This is a genomic window from Leisingera sp. S232 (assembly GCF_049800895.1).
Lineage (GTDB): Bacteria > Pseudomonadota > Alphaproteobacteria > Rhodobacterales > Rhodobacteraceae > Leisingera.
Genome location: NZ_JBNAFX010000015.1, coordinates 29459 through 56308 on the forward strand (window position 1 = coordinate 29459; position 26850 = coordinate 56308).

Sequence of the window (26850 nt, forward strand, 5' to 3'; positions counted from 1 at the left end):
CCCGAAATGTGAAATCACCCTAAGGAGACAATCCAATGAAAAAACTTGCTGTAACCCTAGTGGCCTCGCTTTTGGCTGCACCAATCGCTGCCGCTCAGACGAGCCATAGCACAATGGACCATTCCAACATGGGGATGAGCGATGCTCAAATGGAAGGTGCTGTTCACACAAAGGCGACAATCAATTCGATTGACGAAAACTCTGCAAACGTCAGTCACGAGCCAATCCCTGAAATCGGTTGGCCTGCGATGACAATGGATCTCAACTTGGCGCCAAATGCTCAGGTGATGGGTGACATATCAGAGGGTGCTTCAGTTACTCTGATGCTGGTCAAGAACGACAACGGAATGTACGAAATCGGCGCGATGATGCCTGAATAGGCAGATAGGTGAGTGGCAGATCACATTGTCTCTGCCACTTGCGAAGACTGCAAATGCAAGGCGGCAACTTTTCCCCTGCTCCGTACAAACCGACGTTTTGCCGTGAAGATCTAGCCATCGAAGCAATTCTAGCGCACATGGTATTGAAAGCTCTCCGCGCTCAGAAGACTGGTTTCTACTTAAAGCTGGTAACGTATAACGCGCTGTAGAAAGTCCGCTTCCCATCCCTCAGGCCTGAGGCAGCCGTTCTTTGTCGCGCTTATCGCACCTGCGGCGAGTGATCGGAAAGCCCCGCCAGCCGCCTTTCTTAGACGGGCCTTGCAATGGCCGCTTAGCGCCGTTTGCGGCCTGCTGCACTCGCAAAGGGCCGCGCGGTGGTTGATGACCGTAAAGGGCTCACCCCCCGGTTTCGCCGCCCGAAGCGCGAACGGCGGCACCTGATTTGCGAACGACAGCGCACTGAGAGACGTTATACAAGATCAAAGACTTGGCATGCCCCTCCGATGACCGGTCTAGGTCAGCCCGTTGCAACGGCATTGCCGCGCGAGCATTATGCGGTTCTGAGCCCATACTCCCCGATGCTGCAGCATGCGCAAATGTCCGGTCTGATGCAGACTAGAGTGTCGCGAGCTTCTCCACTCGGCGATCATCTACGGCTGTGCCTGTGTTTAAGGTCGATGAAGGCTCCAGCAGCACCACTTCACATGTTTCGGTTAAGGCGACAGGACAATGTTCAACGCCATGCGGCACGACGATGAACTCGCCGGCTTCTATGACCTCCTCGCGGTCGCGGAATCGCATGAGAAGACGGCCCTTGTGGACAAGGAACAACTCGTCCTCGCGTTCGTGAAAATGCCAAGCGAAAGGACCAGCAAATTTCGCCAGCTTGATCTGCATATCGTTGACCTGACCTGCCACACGCGGTGACCAAGTTTCACTGAATGTTCCAAAGGCGGCGTCGAGCGCCTTTTTCCCAAGTGGCGACAGGTGCCCATTCAGATCAGCGACATCCCGTAGAATGGCGGTCAACTGCGCCTCCAGCCCTGGTCCGCTCGCAGGATACTCCTCGTCCAGAGCCGCCGTCCCAATCGTGAAGCCTGCCGCACCGGCCCCGTAAACGGCGGCAATCCGTTCCTTGTTGGCAATGGAGCCCGCTACGATAACGGGCTTGCCAGCGGCTTGGCAGACGGCCTCGATCAATTGACGGACATTTTGGTCCGGTGAGCGGTAGGCGAGGAGATCGAGGCCATGTACGCCATCTTGGGAGGCAAGATCGGCCGCACTTGCCGCGATCTCCTCAATGGTGCCTTCCAGCACGCTCGGGTGCCCGGTAATCTTTCCGGGGAAGGGATAGTATAGAAGTCCACTCCCGGACAGTACTGGCAGCACATCATCGACCCGTGTGCCACCAAGCAGAATATCAACGCCGATGTCGACAGCGGCGCGCGCGGATGCGACTTCGCTAGTCTGGTCAAGAGACACGACTTCGAGGTACGAGGTGGCTCCTTTTGCCTGAATAGCTTTGTTCAGGGATTTCAGATCTTCGACCGGCAGCCCAACATCCTTGAAGCCGATGTGCCGGACGCCCAGAGAGAGTGCTGTTTCCAGATGCGTCATGGCATCCGTGACGGTTTTGTCGTTGCGTGTGAGCATGAAAATGAAACGCAGGCCCATCAGGCGGTCTCCTCTGTTTCGGTGCGTGTGGCGGCAAGTCTTTGCGCGTAGTCGATGGCGACCGACAGACTGGTCGGGTCAGCGATATTCTGCCCCACAATATCAAACGCGGTCCCGTGATCCGGTGACGTGCGCACGAAGGGAAGTCCAAGCGTGATGTTCACGCCTTTTTCGACACCCAGATACTTCACAGGGATCAGGCCCTGATCGTGGTATTGCGCGACCACGACATCGAAGTGACCTTTCCGGGCCTGCATGTAGACCGTATCCCCCGGCCACGGCCCCGAGGCGTCAATCCCTTCGGACCGCGCCGCCTTGATCGCCGGCGCGATGATGTCGATCTCCTCACGGCCAAATAAACCACCTTCGCCCGCATGAGGATTTAGACCGGCGACTGCCACGCGTGGCTTCTTTATGCCAAGGGCGAGACACCCTTCGTGGGCAAGGCGCATCGCGGACATCTGGGCGTTGTGATCTGCCCGGTCAATTGCATCACGAAGCGAGCAATGGATTGTCACAAGGACGGTCCGAACTTCATCGTTGGCGAGCATCATCGCCACGCGGTCCGCACCGCCAAATTCAGCGAGCATCTCCGTGTGACCGGGATAGGGAAGACCGGCTGCAGACAGAGCCTCTTTATTGATTGGGGCCGTGACAAGACCACTTGCCAAGCACGATTTGGACAGATCGATACCCTTGCGGATCGCAGCGAAGGCAGCACGACCACTTGCTGCGCTGACCTCGCCAATCGGGAATGGGCCGTCGCCCCCGGTTTCCAGCATCTCGATTTGGTTAGGTGCACCCGTCGCGTCTTCGATCCTGTGCAGGACAGATACTGCCATGTTGGGTGCAGACTTTTTGGCAGCCATCCGGATCACGTCCGCGCAGCCCAGAACGACACAGCGACCCCGGTTTTGATCCGCAAATGCTTTCACAACGATTTCCGGTCCGATGCCCGATGGATCGCCCATCGAGATCACGAGAGGGGGTGTGCTGTTCACAGCGACTGCTCCTGTGTCTGTTTCGATAACTGCTTAGCCGCGCGTTCGAGAGTGGCGTCGTCACCGAAACCCCCGGCCTTCATTCCAAGCAGGACCAACCGTCCCACGATCTCGACAGATGTGGAGCATGCGTATTGCCACTGTGTTTGAAGTGACAGCCCTAAATATGGGTGGAGGTCATGTCATGAACACAGGAAACATCACTTTATCCGTGCGGTCTATTTCACGGCAAACAAAGAGCAGACTTGAAGGCTTGCGGGAATACACACGGCTGACTTACGGCAGCTTAATCGACGATGCTGTGGAGGCGTTGTGGCAAGAATACTTGGCAGACGGTCACCCAGTTTGCGATGAGGCCGAACTTTGAGGGGATTGGGTTGAGCCAGCTACCACGCTGACACAATCATCTATCGATTTCGTGCAGGACCACATCCAGTTCAATTCCCAAGCCGATAAACCCACCGGTGCCGCCTCTTGCACAGATGATCACTGGGGGAGCCATGCGCCGGTCCACCAACCGATGCTGCTGTCCTAACACCCATCTGAGAACGGGTGAGGTTGCGATGGAGAAGACGTTCGTAAACTTGCTGACGCTGGTCACTGGTCGTAAGGGGCTTGGTGGTACTGCCGATCAATGTCACTCAAAGCCTCACACAGCCCCTCTCGAAGCCCCTGTAGGCCCTCCGACTCACCACGCACCCATGTGATCATCAACGACGCTTTACGACGCTGCACCCATGCTGTGCGTTCATCAGCGTTCATACGGCACCAGCAATAATAGAAGCTACCACGATGCTCATCACGCTGGTTGATAAGGGCTATGGTGATTTCCTGTACCCAGCGTTCTGTCGCGAAGCTGGGTATGGTATCAGGTGGTAACTTCGGATGCAGGAATGAACCACCATAGCGGTACAAAATCCGTTGTAGCCAGTTATTACTGATACGGACATTCCGCACTTAGCTATCTGATGTGGATATCTGATGACGTGCTTCTGCTTCCATCTCTGAAACCAGTGTCGGGTTCGCAGTCCGCCATGCCACATAAGCCGCATAACCACGCTGGTTAACTTCAGCCCGTTCCACTGCTGTCATTGCAGCATAGTCGGCTACATCAACATCAGGCAGAAAGCTGAGCTTCACCGCAGTATATGTACTGGTGCAGGTTTCGACTTCAGCACGATCCAATAGGCGTGTCTCAGCGGCTTCACTGCACAGGAAGTATGATGCGATCAGGGCAAGGGTTTCAGCGGTCATTCAGGCTCCTTAGATGACGGGTTTTCCAAAATACGTCATCACAAGACTGTTTTGGAATCATACACGTCATTATATGGCGGATAAAGTGCATATCCGCCATATCAATTGACTGCACAGGGAGATGAATTTCGGTGATGATGACAACCAAGCAACATCCTGAGGCTGATACCTATGGAAACCAAGGTTCCGAACAGCATTGCCAAACTCCGCAAAGAGATGGGGTTATCACAGGATACCTTGGCAGGCCGTCTAGGGATTTCGGTGACCCAACTCTCCAGATTGGAGCGCGGGCTATCATCTCTGACGCAGGCACGGATGAACCAGTTGGCAGAAGTGTTCGCAGTAGAACCACACGATCTGTACCGCAACGCGACATCCAAGGAGCGGCTTGAGTTGAACGTGATGCGTGATGTGATCGTCCAACTGGACGAAATGATAAGCCGTCTGGATGTCAGTCTTACACCACAACAGCGTGGTGATCTAACGGTGGAATTGTACCGACTGGAAGTGGACGGGCTTACAGATGAAGCCCTGACCGATCACGTGGTAAACCTCAAACGGTTTGAGGGTATGGTACGGGCGCTGGGATCATAAGCCTCCATCCATGCACGATGCAAAAGCGGACTTCGATCCGTATCGTCACATTGAAACAATCGAAACTACCTTCAGATAAAGCACACTTTCGAACATGTCAGGGTTGAGCAACGTTTCTTAATGCGCAATCGTGCGACTGTATATTTTTTGGAGAATTGCATTGTCTACGAAGAAAGACGTAACCCTTTCCGTTCATCGTGCGATAATTTTTGATGAGTGCCGATGGAGTCTTGCCGAACTACTAGGTGCAATACGTGAAAGCGGAGATCGCAATCGTGTTGTAAAACGAGGTTTCTGGGATCGCACCGCAGCAAAATTTCCACAGTTCCCCAGCACCAATGAAGCTATTGCAGCACAGTTTGCCCTGTACGAAGAGGGGGCTGAGCGCAGTACTGTAAAACGAAGCCCCGCGTCGGGTGATTACTCGACTGCGGCAATCGCCGCACCAGATGCTGCGGAGTTTCTGAACCACGAAGTTGCCATTTTAGTCTCTGGCAACTTCTTAATCGCTTGCAATCTTGGGAAAAGGCACACGCTGTTGATTGAAGCACTAGGACAACTCGCTTCTGACAGCGGAATTTCATTTCCTCCTGGCTGCATGAGTTTAGCAACCATCCCGAACAAACTGACAGTTGAACGCATTCGTTCAATTGGTGTGAAGTCCATAAAGTTTGATGCTGCCAACCTACTGGGCAGCCTGGACGTCTCGTCTCAAGGGGTCATTGAAAGCGTCTTCGGTTCAGGTGCTGGTATCACAGAACTAAAGCGCAAAGATATGATTGCCGAGCTAAGTCTGCGACCGAAATATCTGGGCAAGAGCAGCAGCCTTGATGTGGTAGAAACACCCAAAGATGAATGGCTTAGCAAAACGGCTGTTAAAGTGTACAACGAGGAGCAGATCGACAGCTACACAATTGTGTTGGATGATGGCACAGAGTGGAAAGAGGGAGAGCTAAAACTCACAAGAAGCGTCAGTGTCAGTAAGGACGGATCAAGCTACCAGATGGCTGAAGCACTCCAGAAAATGCTCGAATACCTCCACGATCTCAGAGATGGTGGGCATCTGTCTTGAAACGGGGCACCTTAATCAATGTTGTTGCTTTTTCACTGATGTTAGTTGGCGCGGCATTTGCAGCCTGGTACGGGTTTCAGTCGCCGTCTTCGTATAAAGATGCGGCTGGATTCGCGGTGTCATCATTAAGCATAATTTTCGGATTGACCGCTGCAATATCATCACTACTGCACGTCAAGTTGCAGAGTCCGAGTTCGCTCTCAAACGATCCAGAGAATGCTAAAAAAATGGGTGAACATCTAAGTATTGATGACGATAGAACCCTGTTGCGTCAGGGCGCATTACACGTAACCGCGCTAGTATCGATCATGACAGGACTCGCTTACTTAGTCGCAATAAAAGAGGCACCCTGTGCGCTTTTCACCAGGATAGTCACTGCGGGTTTTGCATTTGGAACAACGATTTCGTTGCTCTCTACTTTGTTTTTACCAAGGTTGTTTGCTGCATTGATCAAAAGGAACACGTACACCCAAACAAAAAGAGACTTGGACTAAGGCAACCTATCTAGGTTAAATTTCTAAGCTGCCACGCACGACGCAACTCAAACTGCCGACCAGTCAACCTGCGGATAGTCCACCCTTACGATCTCCTCCTTGAGTTCCTCCACGCCAAATCCGTTTCCATAGATATCAAACGCATCGGTATTACTCCGCGTCCATCCACCCAATGCACGGCCTATCTCAGGGTCGACTCGTCCCTTACGCATCGCATCTCTGAAGTTATGCCTGAAGGAGTGAAACTTATGACGCGGACCATGAGTGCCGATGGCTTTAAGGTACCTATTCACCTTCTTGCTGAAGTTTGTGGAATAATAACCATCTGCACCACGAGTGATATCACCAAACAGTTTTGACCCAGTTGGGCGAGTTCCATGGTAATCAAGTAAACCAAAGTCGATCAGGCGTGGATGGATCGGTACAAAGCGGATCGAACTCCCTGTCTTGACTGACTTATCATCTTCACCAGTGGCGCTAATGTGGGTTACATCAAAGCCCCAGACATTCTCCTCTAACTTGATGTCAGCGGCGTCCAGTTGGCAAATCTCGTTTGAACGCATACCATTCCACAGGGCTATCAACGGCACCCAGAACAAGCTGCTATCGCGGTCCTGATCAACATACACACGGCTTGTGAAGATGGTGCTTAGCTGATCATTGCTGAACGCTTCTCTCTTATCTTCCTTGCGCACAGGATCAGCAACTTTGATCTCACCATAGGCCGTCGGCATTCGATTCATCATGCCTTTACGATGGCACCAAGCAAGGAACGTCATCAGCCAACGTAGATAGTTGTTCACCCCTGTGGGTGACAGCTTTGCCATCCTTTTGCGTTCAGCAACGTCTGCCAGTTCGTGGAGGGTAAGACGCTCAGCACCAGGAAGCTTCTTGAAGTTCGGCGGAAGCCTCATGATCAGATCACGCACTTCTTCTATCGTTCCTTCACTGATGTCGTTGACAGGTGTAGTGTCTCCAATAATCTGGAACACGACATCAAGATAACCCCTGATGGAGTCCTTAGTCTTCTTCGTTCGATGTTTGTTAGGATTTGCCAGGAACTTCTCCATCAGTGTGGTTAAGCTGGGAGTTGGTTCAGGTGGTGTAGCGAGAAGTTCGCCGAGGCTTACAATAGGATGAGGACGGCCAGTTTGCAGGTCAATGATCTGGGGATTCGGGTTTTCGTGAACTGGATACCCCTCTAGCAGCGCCAACTCTGCCCGCTTTGCCTCTGCAAACGCATGACCACATATTTCTAAGACCTGTTGGAAAGCCTTAGATGTCCTAGGGCAGGTCACGCCATTTTCTTCCATCAAACGATGCGCACGAATACGCAGAGCAGGATTATTATAACCCTCAACCCTTAGTGAGGCCACTATCGCCTTGTTGCGACTCGCGACCTTATCCACGAAGTCGTCCCAACTTAAGCCGCTGCTCTGTTGCTCTACGATCAAGGCATCGGGATCGATGCGGTTAAGAGAATACTCTTGACGTATCAAGGCCGTAACCTGCTCATCCGTTAGCTCAGTGATCGTTTCGTGAATATTCTCTAGGCGACGGTATACTGCGTTTATCTCACGTCTCTTCTCTTGGGTCTTGGCCGTGGCACGTTGAAGGGCTTCAGATTTTTCTGAAGTATTCAAAGAAACCCAATATTCCTTACGCTTTAGCCTCTTTTGCATCGACTTTGGCACCTGCACACGCACGTACCAACGGCTACCTCGTAGAAAGATTTTGGGAACAGATACACGTGGATTCATGTATCAACTGTAGCAGTCTATTGTAGCAGAGCAAGTTGCAAAAAACCCTATTTTACAGTATCACTATGAAAAATAAGGGTAATTTGTGTTGATGGCGGAGACGAAGGGATTCGAACCCTCGAGACGGTTTCCCGCCTACTCCCTTAGCAGGGGAGCGCCTTCGACCACTCGGCCACGTCTCCGCTGACCCGTATATGTGCCGCAACACGGAGAGACAAGGCGTTTTTCCAATTTTCTTACAGCCTCCGGAAAGATAAGGATTTCCGGCCTGTTTAATGGGGATTTTGGGTGCGCATATGTCTCCGGGCGCCTACAGCTGCGCAGGGGGTTTCCTGCAGGCGTCTTACGGCATCCGGCTCATATTGAACCGCATGAACGGCGCCACGCTTTGTGACTCGCTGAACACATTGACCGGCACCAGAATCGGCTCCTGCTGCAGTGCCGCGCGGATGCACGTGTCAGCAGCACTTGATCCGGCGGGCAGCCCCCAAGGTAAAGCAGTCACGCGATGCAGTCACCGCATTCGGGACAGGGCAGCGCCGTTCTGGAGCGTTGTGATCTTCGGCGGGCCACTGCACTGGCGCGTGTTGACCCAGCCATGCTGGGCGCCATCGTGTTTGCGGTTCGCAGCACAGCCGGAGCCAAGCGGTACATGCGATGGCCGTCAGACCGCCATGCGGTGCTACGGCAACAGCGCCAGCCGCTTGAGAAACAGCGACTTCACGGCATCCGCCTCCACGGTCATGCAGACCTGAACTGCGTCGCGAGTGCTGTCCGCTGCGGCCTGTGTCGCGCCGGAAGTCTCACCTTCGCAGGACACCTGCAACGCCACCTCACGCATCCCGAACAGCTCCGGGTTGGTACAGGCGATCACCGCTGCCGGATCATGCAGCGAACAGCCGTTGAGGCCTGCAACTTCCAGATAGAACTTGATATAGAAATGCGACATTTCCTGCAGCATGCCGCCCAATTGCGGTGACTTGGCCGCAATCGCCTCAAAATCCTCGGGCAGGCAAAGAATGCGATGGGTGACGTCCAGCCCGACAAAGACCACCTTGCTGCCACCCTGGCAGACCACATCAGCTGCGTGCGGGTCATGATAGATGTTGGCCTCGGCGTGCGGCGTGATATTGCCGCCTTCCTCCAAAGAGCCGCCCATGATCACGATGGACTTCACGTTCCTGATGAATTCTGCATCCCGCTGCATCGCCAGTGCGATATTGGTCAGCGGGCCGATCGGGCAGACCACCAGCTCCCCTTTGTATGCGCGCGCCATGCGGCAGAGAAAATCCGCAGCGTCTTCCTCCAGCGGCTTACCCTTGGGTTCCGCCGCCGGAATGCCGCCAAAGCCCTCTTCTCCGTGCACCTGGGCTGAAGGCTTGAACGGCGGCAGCACCAGTGGTGCGGTTGCGCCTGCAGCCACAGGAACCTCCAGCTCCGCCGCCTCCAGCAACCGCAGCGCATTGCGGGTGGCTGTCGCGGTGGTCACATTGCCAAAGATCGTGGTCAAACCCAGCAAATCGATGTCCGGAGCCGCCGCAGCATAAAAGATCGCCATCGCATCATCGATGCCCGGATCCGTGTCGATAATCAGTTTTACCATCTGCCTGCCTCTTTTGCCCTTTGACCTGTGCTTACTTGAACTTGTCGAGCAGTTTTTCCATTGCCGAACGCGTATCCGACGCAGGCTCTTTTTCGGCCTTGCCTGCCTTGGCCTCTGCCTTGGGCTTGGTGGTAGAGCTGCGCGGCGGTGCCACCCGCAGGGCCACCGCATTCATGAACTTGCCGCCGTCGCCGCGCGCCAGCTCCGTTGCTCCGTCCGAGATGCCGCGCATCAGATCGTCCAGCCAGTCTTCGTCCGCCTTGGGGAAGTCGCGCAGCACGTAGCCCGCCACCGCATCCTTGTGGCCCGGATGGCCGATCCCCAGCCGCACCCGGCCGTAGTCCGCGCCTATATGCGAGTGGATTGACCGCAGGCCATTGTGGCCCGCATGACCACCGCCCTGTTTCATCCGCGCCTTGCCCGGCGCCAGATCCAGTTCGTCATGCAGCACCACCACATCCGCAGGCGTCAGCTTGTAAAACCGCATCGCCTCGCCCACCGACTGGCCCGAAAGATTCATGAAGGCCTGCGGCTTCAAGAGCAGCACCTTTTCGCTGCCCAGCTTGCCTTCGCTCAGCAGCGCCTGGAACTTGGACTTCCACGGGGAAAACCCGTGATCCTCAGCGATCCGGTCCAGCGCCATAAAGCCGATGTTATGGCGGTTGCGCTCATATTTCGGGCCGGGATTGCCAAGGCCGACAAAGAGTTTCATGGGATCTGCCCGCGTGTGTTTCTACAGACCCCGAGTGATGCCCCATTTGGCCGCCGGAATCCAGAGGCCGACAGGATCAGGCATAGGCCCGGTCCGCAGCAAAAGGCGCGAGATCGATATTGGGCTGGCGACCCTCTGCCAGATCAGTGATCAGCCGCCCGGTTATGCCGCCTAGGGTCAGCCCGACATGCTGATGCCCAAAGGCATAAAGCACCCGTTCTGACTGCGGACTGCGGCCGATCACCGGCAGTGAGTCCGGCATCGTGGGACGGCGGCCTAGCCATTCGCTGTCCGGCTCCGGCAGCGGCCCCAGCATCTGGTTCCCCATGCGGGCGATATAGGCCAGACGCTCGCGGTTTACTGGCGCGTCCAGGGCGGCAATCTCCACCGTGCCGCTCAACCGCAATCCCTTGGCATGAGGCACCGCATAAAATCCGGCCTCCCCCCACCCCACCGGCCGCGTCACCCGGTGTGCCTCGGTTTCAAACATCAGGTGGTAGCCGCGCTCGGTGCCAAGCGGCAGCGCTTCGGTGCCTGCCCCCTTGATCTGATTTGAAAACGCGCCGCTGGCAATCACCGCGCGGCCCGCAATGAGCACTTGCCCGCCTGCGTGCAGCTCCACGCCGGTTCCGCCCGCACGCACGGCCTCTGCCTTGGCGCACAGGGTTGCGCCGCCCAGCTCTGTGAAAGCTTTGTGCATCCGCGTGATGAACGCCAGCGGGTCGCGCAGGTGCCGGGCGGCGTGAAAATGCACCGCGCGTTTGACCGGAATGCGCAGGCCCGGCTCCATTTCACAGGCTTCCTCAGGCGTCACTTCGCGCCAGGGCACGCCCAGGCTGCGGCGGCGCTCGAGCCCGGCACTGGCCGCCCGCGCAGCTTTCTCAGTTGACCAGACTGTCAGCTGGCCACGCTCCACCACCAGATCCTGTGCGCCTGCCGCCTCAATCAGCGGATTGTACCCCGCGTCGGCATGGGCCAGTAGATCCGCCAGATGGCCCGAAATCCGCTGCGATGGCCCGGCCCGGCAGTTTGCCAGGAACGACAGCATCCATCGCGGATTGCGCAGCGCGTGGGCATAAGAGAGCGACAGAGGACTGTTCTTGGAGAACATCAGACTGGGCAGCGAGGTCAACACCGAAGGGGTGTTCACCGGCTGGCAGGCATAGGTCGCCAGAGTGCAGGCATTGCCATAGCTGGCGCCCGACCCCGGATCTTCCGGATCAATCAGCAGCACCCTGTGTCCGCGCATCTGCGCCCACAAGGCACAGCTCATACCCACGGCGCCCGCCCCTGCAACGGCAATGTCGTAATCCGCCATAGCTGTTTCCTCCGGCTCTGAGGAAAATGGGACAGCCAGCCAACGAAAAGTCAAACAAAAACGGGGCCCCGAAGGACCCCGTTTACATCCAAGCCCAAAGGGCGGTGGATTTATGCTTCAGCGGCTTCCGCTTCGCTTTCTTCGCCTTCGTCATCATCCGATGCGGTCAGGCCGCCCGGGGATGCGATGTTGGCAATCACGAAGTCGCGGTCGATGGTCGGCTTGGCGCCGGCCGGCAACTCGATCGACGAGATGGTGACAACGTCGCCGATTTTCAGGTTTGCCATGTCGACAACCAGTTTCTCGGGGATGTCACCAGCGGTCACAACCAGCTCAACCTCGGGGCGGGTCACGTTCAGCATGCCGCCCTTTTTGATGCCGGGTGCGATGTCCTCGTTGATGAATTCAACCGGAATGAACAGGTTGACTTTCGAGGTGCGGCGCAGACGCATCAGGTCGAGGTGGGTCGGCAGGTCCTTCACCACATCGCGCTGAACATCGCGGCAGATCACGCGCACGTCTTCATGGCCTTCCACTTTCAGGTTCCACAGGGTGGACTTGAACTGGCCGGCTTTCAGCTTTTTCAGCAGCACGTTGAACGGGATCTGGATCGCAACTGGATCGACGTCGCCGCCGTATACAACACCCGGAACCATGCCTGCGCGGCGCGCAGCGCGAGCGGCGCCCTTGCCCGTCCCCGCACGTACTTCGGCGACGAGATCAGGAATCTCTTTTGCCATGTCTATTCTCCAATATATCTAGGGCGGGGTGCCTCCAAGGCTGTCACCCCGCGTGAAGCCGTGCCTATAGACCGGTTGATGCCGTTTTGGAAGGGGCAATGCGACCTGCGCTGCCTGCCAGAGGCTCTATTCCTGCCAGCGCCCGCCGAAATCCTCAGGGATCAGCAAATTATGGCGACCCAGCCCTTCTACAGACCGCTCTCCGCACAGCGCCATGGTGGTGTCCAACTCCTTGCGAATCACCTCCAGCGCCGCGGTCACGCCCTGCTGGCCCATCGCGCCGAGCCCGTAAACAAAGGCCCGCCCGATCATGGTGCCTTTGGCACCCAGCGCCAGCGCCTTCAGCACGTCCTGGCCGGACCGGATGCCGCTGTCCAGATGCACCTCCACATCGCTGCCCACGGCCTCCATGATTTCCGGCAGCATCCGGATCGAGCTCAGCGCCCCATCCAGCTGCCGTCCGCCGTGGTTCGACACCACGATGGCATCGGCGCCCAGTTTGGCGGCCATCTTGGCATCCTCAGCGTCCAGAATGCCCTTCAGGATCACCTTGCCGCCCCACATCTCCATCAGCTTTTCGACCTTGCCCCAGTCCAGGGCCGGATCGAACTGCTCTGCGGTCCAGGCGCCCAGCTGCGAAGTGTCGGAGACCCCATGCACATGCCCCACGATATTGCCGAAGTTGCGCCGCTTGGCGCCCAGCATCTGCAGGCCCCAGGTCCATTTCGTCATCAGGTTGGCAATGGTGGCAGGCGTCAGCTTGGGCGGCGCGGACAGCCCGTTTTTCAAATCCTTGTGCCGCTGGCCCAGGATCTGCAAATCCAGCGTGATCACCAGCGCCGAGCATTTCGCATCCTTGGCGCGCTGGATCAGGCGCCGGATGTAATCCTCATCCTTCATCGTATAAAGCTGGAACCAGAAGGGTTTGTCGGTCATTTCCGCCACCTCCTCGATCGAGTTGATGGACATTGTCGAAAGCGTGAACGGCACGCCGAACGCTTCTGCAGCGCGGGCTGCCTTGATTTCACCATCAGCGTGCTGCATGCCCGTCAGCCCCACAGGCGCCAGCGCCACCGGCATCGCCACATCCTGGCCAATCATTTGGCTGGCGGTGGTGCGTCCTGTCATGTCCACCGCCACCCGCTGCCGCAGCCGGATCTGTTCAAAGTCCGACGTGTTTTCGCGGAAGGTCTGTTCAGTCCAGCTGCCGCTTTCCGCATAGTCATAGAACATCCGCGGCACACGGCGTTCATAGATGCGCTTCAGGTCGTTGATATTGGTGATCACCGGCACTGGCTTCTCTTTCGATCATTTTTGGTAAAGTTTATTTACCAATTGATGCAAGCAAAAGCAACGCCCACCATTCGCCGCCCCAAAACAAGAAAACCGCACCCTAAGGCGCGGTTTCTTCCGAACTTGAATGTCGAAGAGCCTCAGCCCTTATGGGCGCCGTCCGCCAGTGATTTCACAAACGCCAGCACCTCTGCCGGGGATTTACCTGCGCCGATCTGGCTGACGATGGCACTGCCCACGACCGCACCATCCGAAATCGAGGCGATGTTCTGCGCCTTTTCCGGCGTGTTGATGCCAAACCCTACGATGATCGGCAGATCAGTCGCAGCCTTGATGCGGGCCACCTCAGGGCCCACATTGCCGGCCTCGGCCTCAGCCGCACCAGTGATGCCTGTGATTGACACGTAATAGACAAAGCCCGAGGTATTCTGCAGCACCTTGGGCAGGCGTGCGTCATCGGTTGTCGGGGTGGCCAGACGGATGAAGTTCAGCCCAGCCTTCTGCGCCGGGATGCACAGTTCATCGTCTTCCTCAGGTGGCAGATCCACCACAATCAGCCCGTCAATGCCCGCCGCCTTGGCGTCCGCCAGGAAAGTGTCCACGCCACGGTTATAGATCGGATTATAATACCCCATCAGCACGATCGGGGTGGTGTCATCACCCTTGCGGAAATCAGCAGCCAGCTGCAGCGTCTTCTCCAGGGTCATGCCGCCGTCAAGCGCCCGCTGGCCCGCCAGCTGAATGGTCGGCCCGTCAGCCATGGGATCGGTGAACGGCAAGCCCAGTTCGATGATGTCAACGCCCGCGCCCGGCAGCCCCTTTACCACCTCCAACGAGGTGTCATAGTCCGGATCGCCTGCCATCACATAGGTGACAAAGGCTTTCTTGCCGGCGGCGTTCAGTTCGGCGAATTTGGCATCGATACGGGTCATGGGCGGGCCTTTTGCAATCTGTCCGCCCCGGTGTGCCGAATGTTGCGCGGGAAATCAATCCCGGGCCGCATGGCAGCCCGGCAGACAGACGCGACAGGCCGGGTTCAGCGGCCCAGCGGGATATGCCAGCGCAGGGTCAGCGAGTTTACGCCCGGATTCTCATCCGCGGTCGAGGCATTCGACTTGTGGCTAAAAGCCAGCGACACGGCCTTGCCGTTGTCAAAGCGCTTTCCCACGGCAAACAGGCTGCGGATCTCGAAAGCAGATCCCAGATCATTGCCTGCGCTGCTCTCGGAGTAGGCGCCCGGCATCACGCTGGTCTCAATGAACCAGTCGTTGTTCAGGTCCACAACACTGCTGATGCCGACGCCTGCAAAAACATCCCCGGTTTCCTGCGCTTCAAGCGTCGCCCCGAACCGGGCCGACAGGCGGCCCTTCTCAAAAAACGGGTTATGCAGGTATTCGATGGCGAACTGCGCACCATCTTCGGCAATTTCGCGGTGATAATCGGAGTAACCCAGACCCAACGTCACTTCCTGGGCCGTTGCCGGCAGGGTCACAGCGGCTGACAGGGCTGCCGCAAGAATTGCTGTCTTCTTCATTTGCCCCTCACAAAGAATCTTCTGGCTCAATCGAACATGCTTTGAATGCTTATCGATTTCTAAGCCTCTGGATGCAACTCACAGAGACATGTGCATCCGGGCACCAATGCCGTTTGTGGCCCTGTTGCACCCACTGGCGCCTTGCACGGGGGCTCAATGCTGCCTAGAAGCAGCTCCCAAGTGGTATCAGGAGGCCGGAATGGGCTTTAAAATGGGAATCGTCGGCCTGCCGAATGTTGGCAAATCGACGCTGTTCAACGCGCTGACCAAAACCGCCTCGGCGCAGGCGGCCAACTTTCCGTTCTGCACCATCGAACCCAACGTGGGTGAAGTGGGCGTGCCGGACGCGCGACTGGACAAGCTGGCGGCGATCGCACAGTCCAAGCAGATCATCCCGACCCGGATGACATTTGTCGATATCGCCGGCTTGGTAAAAGGCGCCTCCCAGGGCGAAGGCCTGGGCAACCAGTTTCTGGCCAACATCCGTGAAACGGATGCCATCGCCCATGTGCTGCGCTGTTTCGAAGACGGCGATGTGACCCATGTGGACGGCCGCGTCGATCCGGTGACCGATGCCGAAGTGATCGAAACCGAGCTGATGTTGGCCGATCTGGAAAGCATCGAAAAGCGCCGTGCCAACCTGGTCCGCAAGCTGAAGGGCAACGACAAGGAAGCCCAGCAGCAGGACCGCCTGCTGGCCGCCGCACAGGCAATGCTGGAAGACGGCAAGCCCGCCCGCCTGGTCGAGGTCGACGCCGAGGACGCCAAGGCCTGGAAGATGCTGCAGCTCTTGACCACCAAGCCGGTCCTCTACGTCTGCAACGTGGGCGAGTCGGAATCAGTTGAGGGCAACGCGCACTCTGCCAAGGTTGCGGAAATGGCCGCGGCACAGGGCAACAGCCATGTGATCATCTCAGCCCAGATCGAAGAAGAGATCAGCCAGCTGGACAGCGATGAAGCCCAGATGTTCCTCGAGGAGATGGGCCTGGCCGAGGCCGGCCTCGACCGTCTGATCCGCGCCGGCTACGAGCTGCTGCACCTGGAAACCTATTTCACCGTTGGCCCCAAGGAAGCACGCGCCTGGACCATCCGCGCAGGCACTGCAGCGCCGCAGGCCGCAGGCGTGATTCATGGTGATTTCGAGAAAGGCTTCATCCGGGCCGAAACCATTGCTTATGACGACTTTATCGCCTGTGATGGCGAACAGGGCGCCAAGGAAGCCGGCAAGATGCGGGCCGAGGGCAAGAGCTACGTCGTCAAGGACGGCGATGTGCTGCACTTCCTGTTCAACACCTGACACGCGGGTTTTCGCCCCTGTCAGAGTGGAAATTCCTGCCGCCCGTCAGCTATGCTGGCGGGCGGTTTGCCTTTTGCGGGCGCATAGGTCAATGCTGCACCGGATAATCCGGGAGGCTGGAAACCCCGGGACGGGCGGCGCAATCGCTCTACAGTTACAGAAGCACGCAGCAAGGGCAGGCCCTCAATGGAAAAAGACAAAAGCATCAATGTTCTTGGCGGCCCATTGGCGCCCTGCTCCACCGAACCGGTAACAGGGTTCTTCCGCGACGGGCATTGCAACACCTGCGCCGATGATCATGGCAGCCGTACAGTCTGCGTGGTGACCACAGCAGAGTTTCTCGCCTTCTCCAAATACGTCGGCAACGACCTGTCAACGCCGCGGCCCGAGTTCGATTTCACAGGCCTGCAGCCCGGTGACCGCTGGTGCCTCTGCGCTGCGCGGTTCCTGCAGGCCGCGGACGAGGGCTGCGCGCCCAAGGTCCATCTGGAAGCCACACATGCCCGGGCGCTTGAAATTGTGCCACTGAACGTGCTGCAAAGCTACGCGGCCGACCCGGCCTGAGCCGTCCCTTTCCGGCTGCAAAACACCGGGCTGCTTCCGTCACACAGGCACACAGCTGCTACCGCTGCTCTGCATGGCCTGGCGCGGCCATCGCCTTGCCATCACCCGGCCAAAAGATCCGGATCACCCGCGCCCCCTGCCTGCCAGGTGTTTTGTGCCATCAGCGCACCGCTGGGCACGTCATAAACTGCGCCCAGCACCAGATCCCCCTTGCGGGCCGTTACCAAAAGATCCGCTCCCTCCTCGATAAAGCAGATGCGGCCATAGCCAAGGCGGGACAGTTTGACTTCCAACGCACTGCGCAGCTGTTGCGGGCATTGCGGCCCTCGGCCAGGCGTCAGTTTCAGGCAAGGCATTTGCGGGGTCATGGGCATCCTTCCAGCGTCTATACTGCCGCACATATGGAGCCACGCAAAGCGTTCACAAGCCATTGAACTTTGGTTTATCTGCTTCTGCCCAGGGGCTGAACGCCGGTAGACCGCAGGTTTATCCGGCAGCATTACCGGCAGCCCGGGGCTGCCAAAAGCCTGTCCCCCCGCGCTCCACTCCGCAACAGAAAACGGCACCTCTTTCAGAGGTGCCGCTTAAAAATAGCCCGTAACTGTCCTACAGAAACCCGTCACTCCTCGAAGCTGCGGCCCTCTTCGGTGTCGGACATGTCAAAGCCCAGGTGCTTGGCCACCGTGAACACGTCCTTGTCGCCGCGGCCACACATGTTCATGACAATGATATGGTCCTTGGGCAGCTTCGGCGCGATCTTGGTCACATGGGCCAGCGCGTGGCTGGGCTCCAGCGCCGGAATGATACCTTCGGTGCGGCAGCTGAGCTGGAAGGCTTCCAGCGCCTCTTTGTCCGTGATCGAGACATATTGCGCGCGCCCCGATTCATGCAGCCAGGAGTGCTCGGGGCCGATGCCCGGATAGTCCAGCCCCGCCGAGATCGAATATCCGTCCATGATCTGGCCATCCGCATCCTGCAGAAGATAGGTGCGGTTGCCATGCAGGACACCAGGACGGCCGCCAGTCAGCGAGGCACAATGCTCGATCCGGTCGTCCACCCCTTTGCCACCGGCTTCGACTCCGATGATATTGACCGAAGAGTCATCCAGGAACGGGTAAAACAGGCCGATGGCATTGGAACCGCCACCGATCGCCGCGATCACTGTGTCCGGCAGGCGGCCTTCGCCTTCCTGCTCAGCCAGCTGCCAGCGGACTTCCTTGCCGATGATCGACTGGAAATCACGCACCATCGCCGGATAGGGGTGCGGGCCGGCCGCGGTTCCAATGCAATAGAACGTATCGTTCACATTGGTCACCCAGTCGCGCAGCGCATCATTCATCGCATCCTTCAGGGTGCCGCGGCCCGACTGGACCGGAACCACTTCAGCGCCCAAAAGCCGCATGCGAAAGACGTTCGGCGCCTGACGCTGCACGTCATGGGCGCCCATGTAGACAATGCACTTGAGGCCGAACTTGGCACAGACGGTCGCGGTGGCCACGCCGTGCTGTCCTGCGCCGGTTTCGGCAATGATGCGGGTCTTGCCCATGCGCCGCGCCAACAGGATCTGACCCAGCACATTGTTCACCTTATGCGCGCCGGTGTGGTTCAGCTCGTCGCGCTTCATATAGATCTTGGCGCCGCCCAGTTCTGCAGTCAGGCGCTCCGCGTGATACAGCGGACTGGGCCGGCCGACATAATGTTTCCACAGGTCGTCCATCGCGGCCCAGAAGGAAGGATCATCCTTGGCTTTGTTGTATTCTTCTTCAAGGCTCAGGATCAGCGGCATCAAGGTTTCAGAGACGAAACGCCCGCCGAAGATGCCAAAGCGGCCCTGTTCATCCGGACCGTTCATGAAGCTGTTGAAAAGATCGTCGGCCATGGTTCTTTCCTCACTTTCGCAGCGCCCGCCATGACTATAGCGCGGCGGTGCCTTGGTAAAGGGGCTTGGTCAAGGGAAATAGCCCAACCGGTGACGCCCGGCCAAGGCCCCTGCCCTGCCGATGCCTGCCAGTTCCGAAGCGCCATACCGCCTGTCTACAAAGACTGGAAGATATAGAATGGCACTGCCACCAAGGAGGCGAAAGCGGGACGGGGTTTCCTGCTGCACACTGAACGTTATCTCTGATCGTTCCTGCAAAAGGGCCCTGTTCCAAGGTGCTTGAGGTGTCAGCCCCGGCAGATGACGCTGATCAGGAAACAATGTGGCAGGCGCCGCGTAAAACCTTGTGAGACCAGCACGCGTGGAGTGTGCAACATCTTGACGGCGTTCCATGGCGCGACTGATGCGCCGTGAGTATTTTTAGAAAGATGAAGACGCAGGCCCGGTCATTTCATCTTTCCTCAAATACTCAAATCCCGCCCCAGCCACAAAGGCAGAAGGCCGCGGCTCCACGAGCCCTCAGCCGCGGGCGGCCTGAGCAGCCTTGGTGAAGGCTTCGATCAGGCTTTTGTCTTTTTCACCCGGTGCACTTTCTACACCGGAAGAGACATCGACCTGCCGCGCCCCGGTCATGCGGACCGCCTCTGCCAGGTTGTCGGGTGTCAGCCCTCCGGCCAGCATCCAAGGTCTCTGCCAGTATTTGCGGCCCGCCAGCAGACGCCAGTCGAAGGCAAGCCCATTGCCGCCCGGCAGTTCCGCGTCCTTGGGCGGCTTGGCGTCGATCAGCAACTGGTCGGCCACCTGTTCATACAGCGCGATCTGCGGCATGTCGGCGGCATCCGCAATGCCCACAGCCTTCATGACGGGCAGGCCATAGCGGGTGCGGACCTCAGCCACACGTTCCGGGCTTTCCTTCCCGTGAAGCTGCAGCATGTCGAGCGGCACCGCTCCAGTGATGGCATCCAGCTCTGCATCGGTAGCATTGACCGTCAGAGCCACTTTGCACAGGCCGATGGGCGCCTCAACGGCCAATGCGGCGGCCTGTTCGGCGCTCACGTTGCGCGGTGACTTCGCGAAGAAGACAAACCCTGCATAGGCCGCCCCTGCCGCGGCAGCAGCAGCCACATCCTGCGGGGTTTTCAACCCGCAGATCTTGACCCGGATGTCTGACATGGCTGTTTCAGCCTGCGTCTTCCAGAAGTGCCAGAACTTCGTCCTTGCCTTCGTTCTTTTGTTTCTTGAGACGGGTCACTTCACGGTTCAGCCTGCGTGCTTCGCGTGTCTTCTGAGCTGCTTCGCTGCGGTGCTTGTGCTCGCGCAACCATTCCCACAGGAATCCGATCACCAGCCCGGCGCCAACCCCGCCCAACACCACCACAAACAATGGTAGCGAAATGCCATGGTTGAATCCGGCCAGTTCGGCAAAGGCGTCAGGCATCAGTTTCAGTTCAACAGAGGCTCTGTTGGCCAAGGCTACCGATACCAGCACAATGGCCAGAGCTGCAAGAACCGCGTAGCGAATGTAACGCATCAGGATTTCCCGTTCAGGCGGTCCCTCAAGAGTTTACCCGTCTTGAAGAACGGCACATGTTTTTCATCGACTTCGACCGTTTCGCCGGTGCGCGGGTTGCGACCGGTGCGCGCGTCCCGCTTCTTGACCGAAAAGGCACCGAAGCCACGCAGTTCGACCCGGTCGCCGCGGGACATGGCATCAGTTACTTCCTCGAACACCGTGTTCACGATCCTCTCCACATCCCGCTGATACAGGTGCGGGTTTTCGTCTGCAATCTTCTGAATCAACTCAGAGCGGATCATGTTCTTTTTCCTCCCAGGATGCCGGTGTGTTTTGGCTATTATTCTGAGAGTATAGGGAAAACTCTGCCGTGTGGGAACAAAATGCCGCATCGGCATGAGGCAAACTGACCTGTGATTTTGCTCTTTTTTGTGTCTGCCATCATCAAAATCCGGAGCCTGCCAATCCTGCTGCGATGCAGCGTGTGCAGCCGAGGCGGGCTGAAAGCCATTGATTCGCAAAAACTCCTAGCCGAAATCGAAGTATTCCGCAGTGATCGAAAGCGCTGGCAGACCCCAAAAAATTTGATCAAGCCTGCGCTATGAACGACAACAGCGCCGCCCCTGTACTACCAAACACCATGTTTTCTCCAGAGCCCCCAGACGATCATCACCTCCATCAGCAGAAGTACCGACCTGCAAAAGCGTCCTGAGATCTGGAAGGGCTGAGGTAGAAATTGACACAGTAGTCTGGCTCCATCACTGCATTGCGGCCACAGCCTGCGCCTCCATAGGGTTGAAACAAAAGCTTCGCCAACAAAGGGCTTCTGCATGCATCGGATGAAAATAGCACAGCGCCCCAGCATATCAAATGTGCAGCACATGATGCTCTGTGGCGCACCGGGGCATGCATTGGGACATATGTCCACAAAAAAGCCCCGCAGTTGCTGCGGGGCTTTTCCGTTTTAAAACCGTGAGGCCGGGGAGATTAGTCGCCCGACTTCAGTGCGGCGCCCAGGATGTCGCCCAGCGATGCGCCGGAGTCCGAGGAGCCGTACTGTTCCACTGCTTCTTTCTCTTCCGCGATCTCACGCGCCTTGATGGACAGGCCCAGGCGGCGGGTTTTGGAATCGACGTTGGTGACGCGCACGTCGACCTTGTCGCCCACGCTGAAACGCTCGGGGCGCTGGTCGGCACGGTCACGGGACAGGTCGGAGCGGCGGATGAAGGATTTCATGCCTTCATATTCCACTTCGATGCCGCCGTCTTCGATGGCCGTCACGTTCACGGTCACGATCGAGCCGCGCTTCACGCCGCCAACCGCTTCTGCGAATTTGTCGCCACCCAGAGCTTTGATCGACAGCGAGATGCGCTCTTTGTCAACGTCCACTTCGGAAACAACGGCCGAAACCATGTCGCCCTTGCGGTAGTTCTGGATCGCATCTTCGCCGCGCTCGTCCCAAGACAGGTCGGAAAGGTGAACCATGCCGTCGATGTCGCCGTCGAGGCCAATGAACAGACCAAATTCGGTGATGTTCTTGACTTCGCCTTCGACTTCGGTGCCTTCCGGGTTGGCTTCGGAGAAGACTTCCCACGGGTTGCGCATGGTCTGCTTGAGGCCCAGGGACACGCGGCGCTTGGCACCGTCGATTTCCAGAACCATGACGTCGACTTCCTGAGAAGTGGAGACGATTTTGCCCGGGTGGACGTTCTTCTTTGTCCAGGACATCTCGGAAACGTGAACCAGACCTTCGACGCCCGGCTCCAGTTCAACAAATGCACCGTAATCAGTGATGTTGGTGACGCGACCCTTGTGCACGGAGGACAGCGGGTACTTGGCGCCAACCAGATCCCACGGATCTTCCTGCAGCTGCTTCATGCCGAGGGAGATGCGGTGAGTCTCTTTGTTGATCTTGATAACCTGAACCTTGACGGTTTCGCCGATGGTCAGGATCTCGGACGGGTGGTTCACACGGCGCCATGCCATGTCGGTGACGTGCAGCAGGCCGTCAACGCCGCCCAGGTCAACAAACGCACCGTATTCGGTGATGTTCTTGACGACACCGTCTACTGCCTGGCCTTCGGACAGGTTGCCGATGACTTCGGCGCGCTGCTCGGCGCGGGACTCTTCGAGGATCGCACGGCGCGACACCACGATGTTGCCACGACGGCGGTCCATCTTCAGGATCTGGAACGGCTGCTTCAGACCCATCAGCGGGCCTGCGTCGCGCACGGGGCGCACATCAACCTGTGAGCCGGGCAGGAAGGCAACAGCGCCGCCAAGGTCGACGGTGAAGCCGCCTTTGACGCGGCCGAAGATCGCGCCTTCGACGCGCTGATCGTCTGCGTAGGCTTTTTCCAGGCGGTCCCAGGCTTCTTCGCGGCGCGCCATCTCGCGGGAGATGACAGCTTCGCCACGGGCGTTTTCGGCGGCGCGCAGGAACACTTCCACTTCGTCGCCGACTGCGATTTCAGCCGCTTCGCCGGGGTTTGCGAATTCTTTCAGATCAACGCGGCCTTCCATTTTGTAGCCGACGTCGATGATGGCTTGACCGGCTTCGATTGCCAGTACTTTGCCTTTGACAACCGAACCTTCGTCCGGGGTGTCCATTTCGAAGCTTTCGTTCAGGAGGGCTTCGAAATCCTCCATTGATACGTTTTGAGCCATGAGGTCTCAGGTTTCCTTTACTAGTGTTTCTGGCCGGGCGGTTGTCTCCGCCGGTCTTGGTTAAGCCAGTCCAGAACGTGGCCCGGAGCATATCTGATCAAACAAACACAAAGGGCCGAGGTAGTCCCCAGCCCTGCTCAGATATGCCGCCCGGACGTTTGCCGCCCATGTTCTGACAGCGCGCGATATAGGCGGATTCCCGGATGCACGCAAGGGAAAAGCCCTGCCGGGCAAGGCGAAACGCAACTTGTCATGCAATCCTGAAGGGCATGTTCGGCTTACTGATCGCAGTGTTGCGCCGACAGTAGGACCACGCCGACAAACACATAATCAGCTCTCCCCTGCTCCCCGAGCAACGGAAGGTAGATCTCAGATGTGCAGTGATAGCCCGGCAATGCACCGACATACGGCAGCGAAACCAGCAGAGGCCGCGGGTTTTCTGCCATCTCGCAAAAGCACCCCCACATCATCGACCCCGGCCCGAAACCGGCATGTTCGGACAATCGGGTTCCGACATATTTGTTCCGCAGCGTGTCGCTGTTTCTGGTGCGGGCGTAAAGCGCCTTGAAGTCCGTGGCAGCGCCAGCTTTGCAACGTTCGATTTCGTAGATGGACAGAACGTCCAGGGCAGTTTGCGTGCTGGGCAGGCCGAACGCAGTCAGCTACGGAAAAATGCCGTCCTGCAAGGCGCTAAGCCAAGAGAAGTAGACACTTTTCTGCTCCGGCTGCAAATCTCCGGCGGCGAAATCCGATGTATACATTTACTCAAACTTTTCCCGGCAAAAACACTCCTGTCTGCAGCACTGAAAATGCCGCTGAAGCCGAGCCTTAAACGACTATCCTTTCATCAGTATAGGCCACAATCAGGAGATTAAAGACCTTTCCCGGAATGATCTGTCGGCTGACATAAGGCAGAGCAGTGCTGACGGATGGCCAAGTTCCGCCCGCTGTGCCTTTTGGAAAAGGCTTCAGGCAATGTCCGCCGCAACCCTCTCGCGGAGCAAATCAGAGCGGGCTTCGCCACCGGAGGAACGAGAGGCGCGAGCGGGGATGGTGGAGACATGAAAATGGAAGAGATCTGTCCCAAGAAGTAAAGTCTGCCTCGTGCTGGCCGCCAAAACAACGCGTTTTTCAACGCAATCTGCCCAAAGCACCGAATGCGGCACAACCTATGAACGTCTGCAATTCTGTTACTGAATAACTGCGTTTTCCCATTCCGCGATGAAGGTTCTCCGTTTCAAATCGTCCAGAAAGATCATCAACCCCGGATCCAGCGTGATAGTGGATTGTGCACCCAAATTTGTTTCCACACCCAATGCTGGTAGGGCAAAACGGTCAAGGTCCGGTCCACGCAGCGTGGTTGCTGACAAATACTTCACGAAATCTATTGCCTGCTGAAAACTTGCCGCCTCGCGTGCGACAAACACAGTGCGCATCATGGTCGTTGGAAAGTCCGAAGGCAGGATGACTTGGATGGTTTCCGGAATGTCCGTCCGCGCCGAAACATAACTTTCCAGAACATTGTACGAAACTGCCAGTTTCCCGCTCGCCAAATCATCGATCATGTCGCCGGAACAGCAGTAAAGCCGCGCTTGCAGGCTCCCCATCACTTCCATCAGCCGCCAATAGGTTTCAGAGGCGCGCGCGTCCTGTGTGGCGAACAGATAACCCAGCCCCGACTGGCGGATGTCATAGGTTCCGGCGCGGGCGCGAAACCTGTCAGGGTGGGCACGCAGGATCTCGATTAATTCCTGTCGTGAACGCGGGATAGCGAGACCGGAAAAGGCATCCCTGTTGATGACGATGGCGGCAGGTTCACGGGTAAAGCCGAACAGGCTCTCTCGCCATTGTGCCCATGATGGATGAGGCACATTTTCGACACGCTGCGCAAAGCCATCATTTACCAGCTTGAGCTGCAGATCCATCGCGCTCGAAATCACCAGATCAAATTGTTCCGGTGCGTTGCGAAACCTTTCGTACACTTCTTGGGAACTGGCCACGAAATAGGCAATACTGACATCCGGGTTCTTGGCCAGATATCCCTCAAGGATCGGCAGGAATACAGACGTATCCGTGTTGGATATCACGCGAAGCACTTGCCGCCCATCACCGGGATTGAACACTTGCTGGTCTTCCCAGTCAGCAGCACCTGCCAGTGTAGCGGACATCAGCAGAATCAAAGTGAAAACGTAACGCATGCGCCCTCTTCCTTGCGGTTTTCCAATACCAGCGCCCCGCCATGGGCCATGGCCACGTCCTGTGCGATGGCCAATCCAAGACCCGAACCAACAGTGCCCTGCGCGTTGCGGCCACGCGTAAACCGCATTGACAAGGTTTCGATTTCTTCCGGCACAAAACCTGGGCCTTGATCTTGCAGGATCAGGCGCGGTGATGGGGTCGCCCGCAGTTCAACCGCAATCTCGCTTTCGCTGGGCGAATATTTCAAAGCGTTGTCGATAAGGTTGCGCACCGCATTTTGCAAAAGGATGGGGTCACCCGATACGATGATGGGGCGGTCGCCACGTGTCGTGAATTCGACATCCTTCATTTCGGCAACCGGGTTCAGCCGGTCGATCACGTCATCCACCAACGCCGCGAAATCAACCTCGTGACGTTCAAGGTGATCGGTCCGGAAGGTGATCATAGCATGGTCAAGCAGCTGCCCTGCTGCGCGCGAGCTTTCATCGATGGCCCGGATCATTGCTTTGAGCGCGTTTCGGTTGTCCTCCTTGTCGACCCGGTGCAGCGTTGCTTCGGCATGGGACCGCACGGTGGCCAAAGGGGTGCGGACCCGATGAGCAGCCTCTGCTATAAACTCTTCTGACTGGTTTAAGGACTGGCCCAAACGGCCCATCAATGTGTTCAGCGACGACACCAGTGGCGCCATTTCGGATGGAACAGGTTTCGCGATCGGGCGCAAATCCTTGGGACCGCGTTGCGCCACCGAATTTGCCAATCGCCGCAGCGGACCGATGGTGGCTGACGTGGTCCAGAGTGCCAGCAGCAGCGACAGGCAGAAAAAACCGGCCCCGAAGATCAACGCATTGCGCGATATTCGGGCAAGCGTACCCGCAAAGTTTTCCTGCGTCTGGGCAACAGAAACGGTGATCCGCGTGCGCAGACCTGCGCCGACAAGCTGCCTTGAGACTACAGCCTGCCGCACGGTTTCATCAAGGTAAGAGTTGGTAAGAAACTTCGTGTCCGGGTCGTCCAGCAATGTCGGCAAGGGCAGATCATGATATCCAGAAAGCACCTTGTCATCCTGGTATATGACATAAAAAATCCGGTCGTCAGATGGTGTGCTCAGCATTGAAAACGAAGCATAGGGGAAATCCACCTCGACCTGGCCGTCACGGATCACCGCAGCATCCAGGATGGATCGTGCCGAAGCTCCAAGGACATTGTCCTGACTTTGCTGCGCTATCTGAGCGGAAAAGCTGCGCACCACCAGGAACAGAACCACCGTCAGGATCGCTGCGCCGCCAATCAAAGTGATCATCA

At 57.4% G+C, this 26850-nt stretch carries 28 protein-coding genes and 1 tRNA gene; 8 read left to right on the forward strand and 21 right to left on the reverse strand.

The features are described from left to right. The first annotated feature begins 35 nt into the window (after positions 1-35). Positions 36-380, forward strand: a complete 345-nt coding sequence (locus tag ACP151_RS11075) for a copper-binding protein (RefSeq protein WP_039193091.1) — start codon at positions 36-38, stop codon at positions 378-380. A gap of 615 nt (positions 381-995) precedes the next feature. Here the strand turns inward: ACP151_RS11075 and ACP151_RS11080 are convergent. Together ACP151_RS11080 and pdxA are read right to left on the reverse strand one after the other, a co-directional pair. Further along, the gene (locus ACP151_RS11080; RefSeq protein WP_424978955.1) at positions 996-2054 is read right to left on the reverse strand and encodes a cupin domain-containing protein; all 1059 of its coding nucleotides are present in this window, start codon (positions 2052-2054) and stop codon (positions 996-998) included. Further along, positions 2054-3055, reverse strand: coding sequence for a 4-hydroxythreonine-4-phosphate dehydrogenase PdxA (gene pdxA, locus ACP151_RS11085; protein ID WP_424978956.1), 1002 nt, complete (start codon positions 3053-3055; stop codon positions 2054-2056). The genes ACP151_RS11080 and pdxA overlap by 1 nt, the downstream gene beginning before the upstream one ends. A 142-nt stretch (positions 3056-3197) precedes the next feature. On the opposite strand from pdxA, the gene ACP151_RS11090 reads away from it, so the two are divergent. Then, on the forward strand, positions 3198-3422 hold the full coding sequence (locus tag ACP151_RS11090) for a hypothetical protein (protein WP_424978957.1): 225 nt from the start codon (positions 3198-3200) through the stop codon (positions 3420-3422). Between the two features lie 590 nt (positions 3423-4012). Here the strand turns inward: ACP151_RS11090 and ACP151_RS11095 are convergent. Beyond that, a complete protein-coding gene (locus ACP151_RS11095) occupies positions 4013-4309 on the reverse strand; it encodes a hypothetical protein (RefSeq protein ID WP_424978958.1) in 297 nt (98 codons plus the stop codon). A 171-nt stretch (positions 4310-4480) separates the two neighbouring features. Here ACP151_RS11095 and ACP151_RS11100 point away from each other — a divergent pair, with 171 nt between their 5' ends. From ACP151_RS11100 to ACP151_RS11110, 3 genes are all read left to right on the forward strand, one after another. Continuing rightward, positions 4481-4903, forward strand: a complete 423-nt coding sequence (locus tag ACP151_RS11100) for a helix-turn-helix domain-containing protein (protein ID WP_424978959.1) — start codon at positions 4481-4483, stop codon at positions 4901-4903. 160 nt (positions 4904-5063) lie between these two features. Further along, positions 5064-5975: a hypothetical protein gene (locus ACP151_RS11105; protein WP_424978960.1), complete on the forward strand. Its 912-nt coding sequence runs from the start codon at positions 5064-5066 to the stop codon at positions 5973-5975. Beyond that, the gene (locus tag ACP151_RS11110; protein WP_424978961.1) at positions 5972-6469 is read left to right on the forward strand and encodes a hypothetical protein; all 498 of its coding nucleotides are present in this window, start codon (positions 5972-5974) and stop codon (positions 6467-6469) included. Before ACP151_RS11105 ends, ACP151_RS11110 begins: the two co-directional genes overlap by 4 nt. A 47-nt stretch (positions 6470-6516) precedes the next feature. Here ACP151_RS11110 and ACP151_RS11115 read toward each other — a convergent pair whose 3' ends face one another. The 10 genes from ACP151_RS11115 to ACP151_RS11160 all read right to left on the reverse strand — a co-directional run bounded on the left by ACP151_RS11115 (position 6517) and on the right by ACP151_RS11160 (position 15429). After that, complete coding sequence (locus ACP151_RS11115; RefSeq protein WP_424978962.1) at positions 6517-8229, reverse strand: DUF6538 domain-containing protein; 1713 nt, start codon at positions 8227-8229, stop codon at positions 6517-6519. A 92-nt stretch (positions 8230-8321) separates the two neighbouring features. Next, positions 8322-8411 (reverse strand) — tRNA-Ser (locus tag ACP151_RS11120). A gap of 161 nt (positions 8412-8572) precedes the next feature. After that, positions 8573-8734: a hypothetical protein gene (locus ACP151_RS11125; protein WP_424978963.1), complete on the reverse strand. Its 162-nt coding sequence runs from the start codon at positions 8732-8734 to the stop codon at positions 8573-8575. 177 nt (positions 8735-8911) lie between these two features. Continuing rightward, the gene (locus ACP151_RS11130; RefSeq protein ID WP_424978965.1) at positions 8912-9832 is read right to left on the reverse strand and encodes a nucleoside hydrolase; all 921 of its coding nucleotides are present in this window, start codon (positions 9830-9832) and stop codon (positions 8912-8914) included. Between the two features lie 31 nt (positions 9833-9863). After that, positions 9864-10544, reverse strand: a complete 681-nt coding sequence (pth, locus tag ACP151_RS11135) for an aminoacyl-tRNA hydrolase (protein WP_424978966.1) — start codon at positions 10542-10544, stop codon at positions 9864-9866. 76 nt (positions 10545-10620) lie between these two features. After that, a complete protein-coding gene (locus ACP151_RS11140) occupies positions 10621-11862 on the reverse strand; it encodes an NAD(P)/FAD-dependent oxidoreductase (protein ID WP_424978967.1) in 1242 nt (413 codons plus the stop codon). Between the two features lie 110 nt (positions 11863-11972). Then, positions 11973-12602, reverse strand: coding sequence for a 50S ribosomal protein L25/general stress protein Ctc (locus ACP151_RS11145; protein WP_424978969.1), 630 nt, complete (start codon positions 12600-12602; stop codon positions 11973-11975). A 126-nt stretch (positions 12603-12728) separates the two neighbouring features. Then, positions 12729-13895 carry an alpha-hydroxy acid oxidase gene (locus ACP151_RS11150; protein WP_424978970.1) on the reverse strand — a complete coding sequence of 389 codons (1167 nt, stop codon included), beginning with the start codon at positions 13893-13895 and terminating at the stop codon, positions 12729-12731. Between the two features lie 140 nt (positions 13896-14035). After that, complete coding sequence (gene trpA / locus ACP151_RS11155) at positions 14036-14827, reverse strand: tryptophan synthase subunit alpha (protein ID WP_424978971.1); 792 nt, start codon at positions 14825-14827, stop codon at positions 14036-14038. 104 nt (positions 14828-14931) lie between these two features. Next, positions 14932-15429, reverse strand: coding sequence for an acyloxyacyl hydrolase (locus tag ACP151_RS11160; protein WP_424978972.1), 498 nt, complete (start codon positions 15427-15429; stop codon positions 14932-14934). Between the two features lie 199 nt (positions 15430-15628). Between ACP151_RS11160 and ychF the strand changes: the two genes are divergently transcribed. Next, entirely contained in the window at positions 15629-16726 is a 1098-nt protein-coding gene (gene ychF / locus ACP151_RS11165) for a redox-regulated ATPase YchF (protein ID WP_424978973.1), read from the forward strand. Between the two features lie 186 nt (positions 16727-16912). Continuing rightward, positions 16913-17290, forward strand: a complete 378-nt coding sequence (locus tag ACP151_RS11170) for a DUF2237 family protein (protein ID WP_424978974.1) — start codon at positions 16913-16915, stop codon at positions 17288-17290. Between the two features lie 101 nt (positions 17291-17391). Here ACP151_RS11170 and ACP151_RS11175 read toward each other — a convergent pair whose 3' ends face one another. From ACP151_RS11175 to rpsA, 6 genes are all read right to left on the reverse strand, one after another. Further along, on the reverse strand, positions 17392-17658 hold the full coding sequence (locus ACP151_RS11175; RefSeq protein ID WP_424978975.1) for a hypothetical protein: 267 nt from the start codon (positions 17656-17658) through the stop codon (positions 17392-17394). A 251-nt stretch (positions 17659-17909) separates the two neighbouring features. Next, a complete protein-coding gene (gene trpB, locus ACP151_RS11180; protein ID WP_424978977.1) occupies positions 17910-19169 on the reverse strand; it encodes a tryptophan synthase subunit beta in 1260 nt (419 codons plus the stop codon). A gap of 519 nt (positions 19170-19688) precedes the next feature. Continuing rightward, positions 19689-20342 (reverse strand): phosphoribosylanthranilate isomerase, encoded by a 654-nt coding sequence (locus tag ACP151_RS11185; protein WP_424978978.1) that lies wholly within the window; start codon positions 20340-20342, stop codon positions 19689-19691. 7 nt (positions 20343-20349) lie between these two features. Then, positions 20350-20700 carry a lipopolysaccharide assembly protein LapA domain-containing protein gene (locus tag ACP151_RS11190; RefSeq protein WP_424978979.1) on the reverse strand — a complete coding sequence of 117 codons (351 nt, stop codon included), beginning with the start codon at positions 20698-20700 and terminating at the stop codon, positions 20350-20352. Beyond that, the gene (ihfB, locus tag ACP151_RS11195) at positions 20700-20984 is read right to left on the reverse strand and encodes an integration host factor subunit beta (protein WP_424978980.1); all 285 of its coding nucleotides are present in this window, start codon (positions 20982-20984) and stop codon (positions 20700-20702) included. Before ihfB ends, ACP151_RS11190 begins: the two co-directional genes overlap by 1 nt. Positions 20985-21669: 685 nt before the next feature. Further along, the gene (gene rpsA / locus ACP151_RS11200) at positions 21670-23349 is read right to left on the reverse strand and encodes a 30S ribosomal protein S1 (protein ID WP_424978981.1); all 1680 of its coding nucleotides are present in this window, start codon (positions 23347-23349) and stop codon (positions 21670-21672) included. 491 nt (positions 23350-23840) lie between these two features. On the opposite strand from rpsA, the gene ACP151_RS11205 reads away from it, so the two are divergent. Then, positions 23841-24224, forward strand: a complete 384-nt coding sequence (locus ACP151_RS11205) for a hypothetical protein (protein WP_424978982.1) — start codon at positions 23841-23843, stop codon at positions 24222-24224. Positions 24225-24539: 315 nt separating this feature from the next. Here the strand turns inward: ACP151_RS11205 and ACP151_RS11210 are convergent, their stop codons facing one another. Further along, positions 24540-25529 carry an ABC transporter substrate-binding protein gene (locus tag ACP151_RS11210; RefSeq protein ID WP_424978983.1) on the reverse strand — a complete coding sequence of 330 codons (990 nt, stop codon included), beginning with the start codon at positions 25527-25529 and terminating at the stop codon, positions 24540-24542. Beyond that, positions 25526-26848, reverse strand: a complete 1323-nt coding sequence (locus tag ACP151_RS11215) for a sensor histidine kinase (protein WP_424978984.1) — start codon at positions 26846-26848, stop codon at positions 25526-25528. Before ACP151_RS11215 ends, ACP151_RS11210 begins: the two co-directional genes overlap by 4 nt. Positions 26849-26850 lie beyond the last annotated feature (2 nt).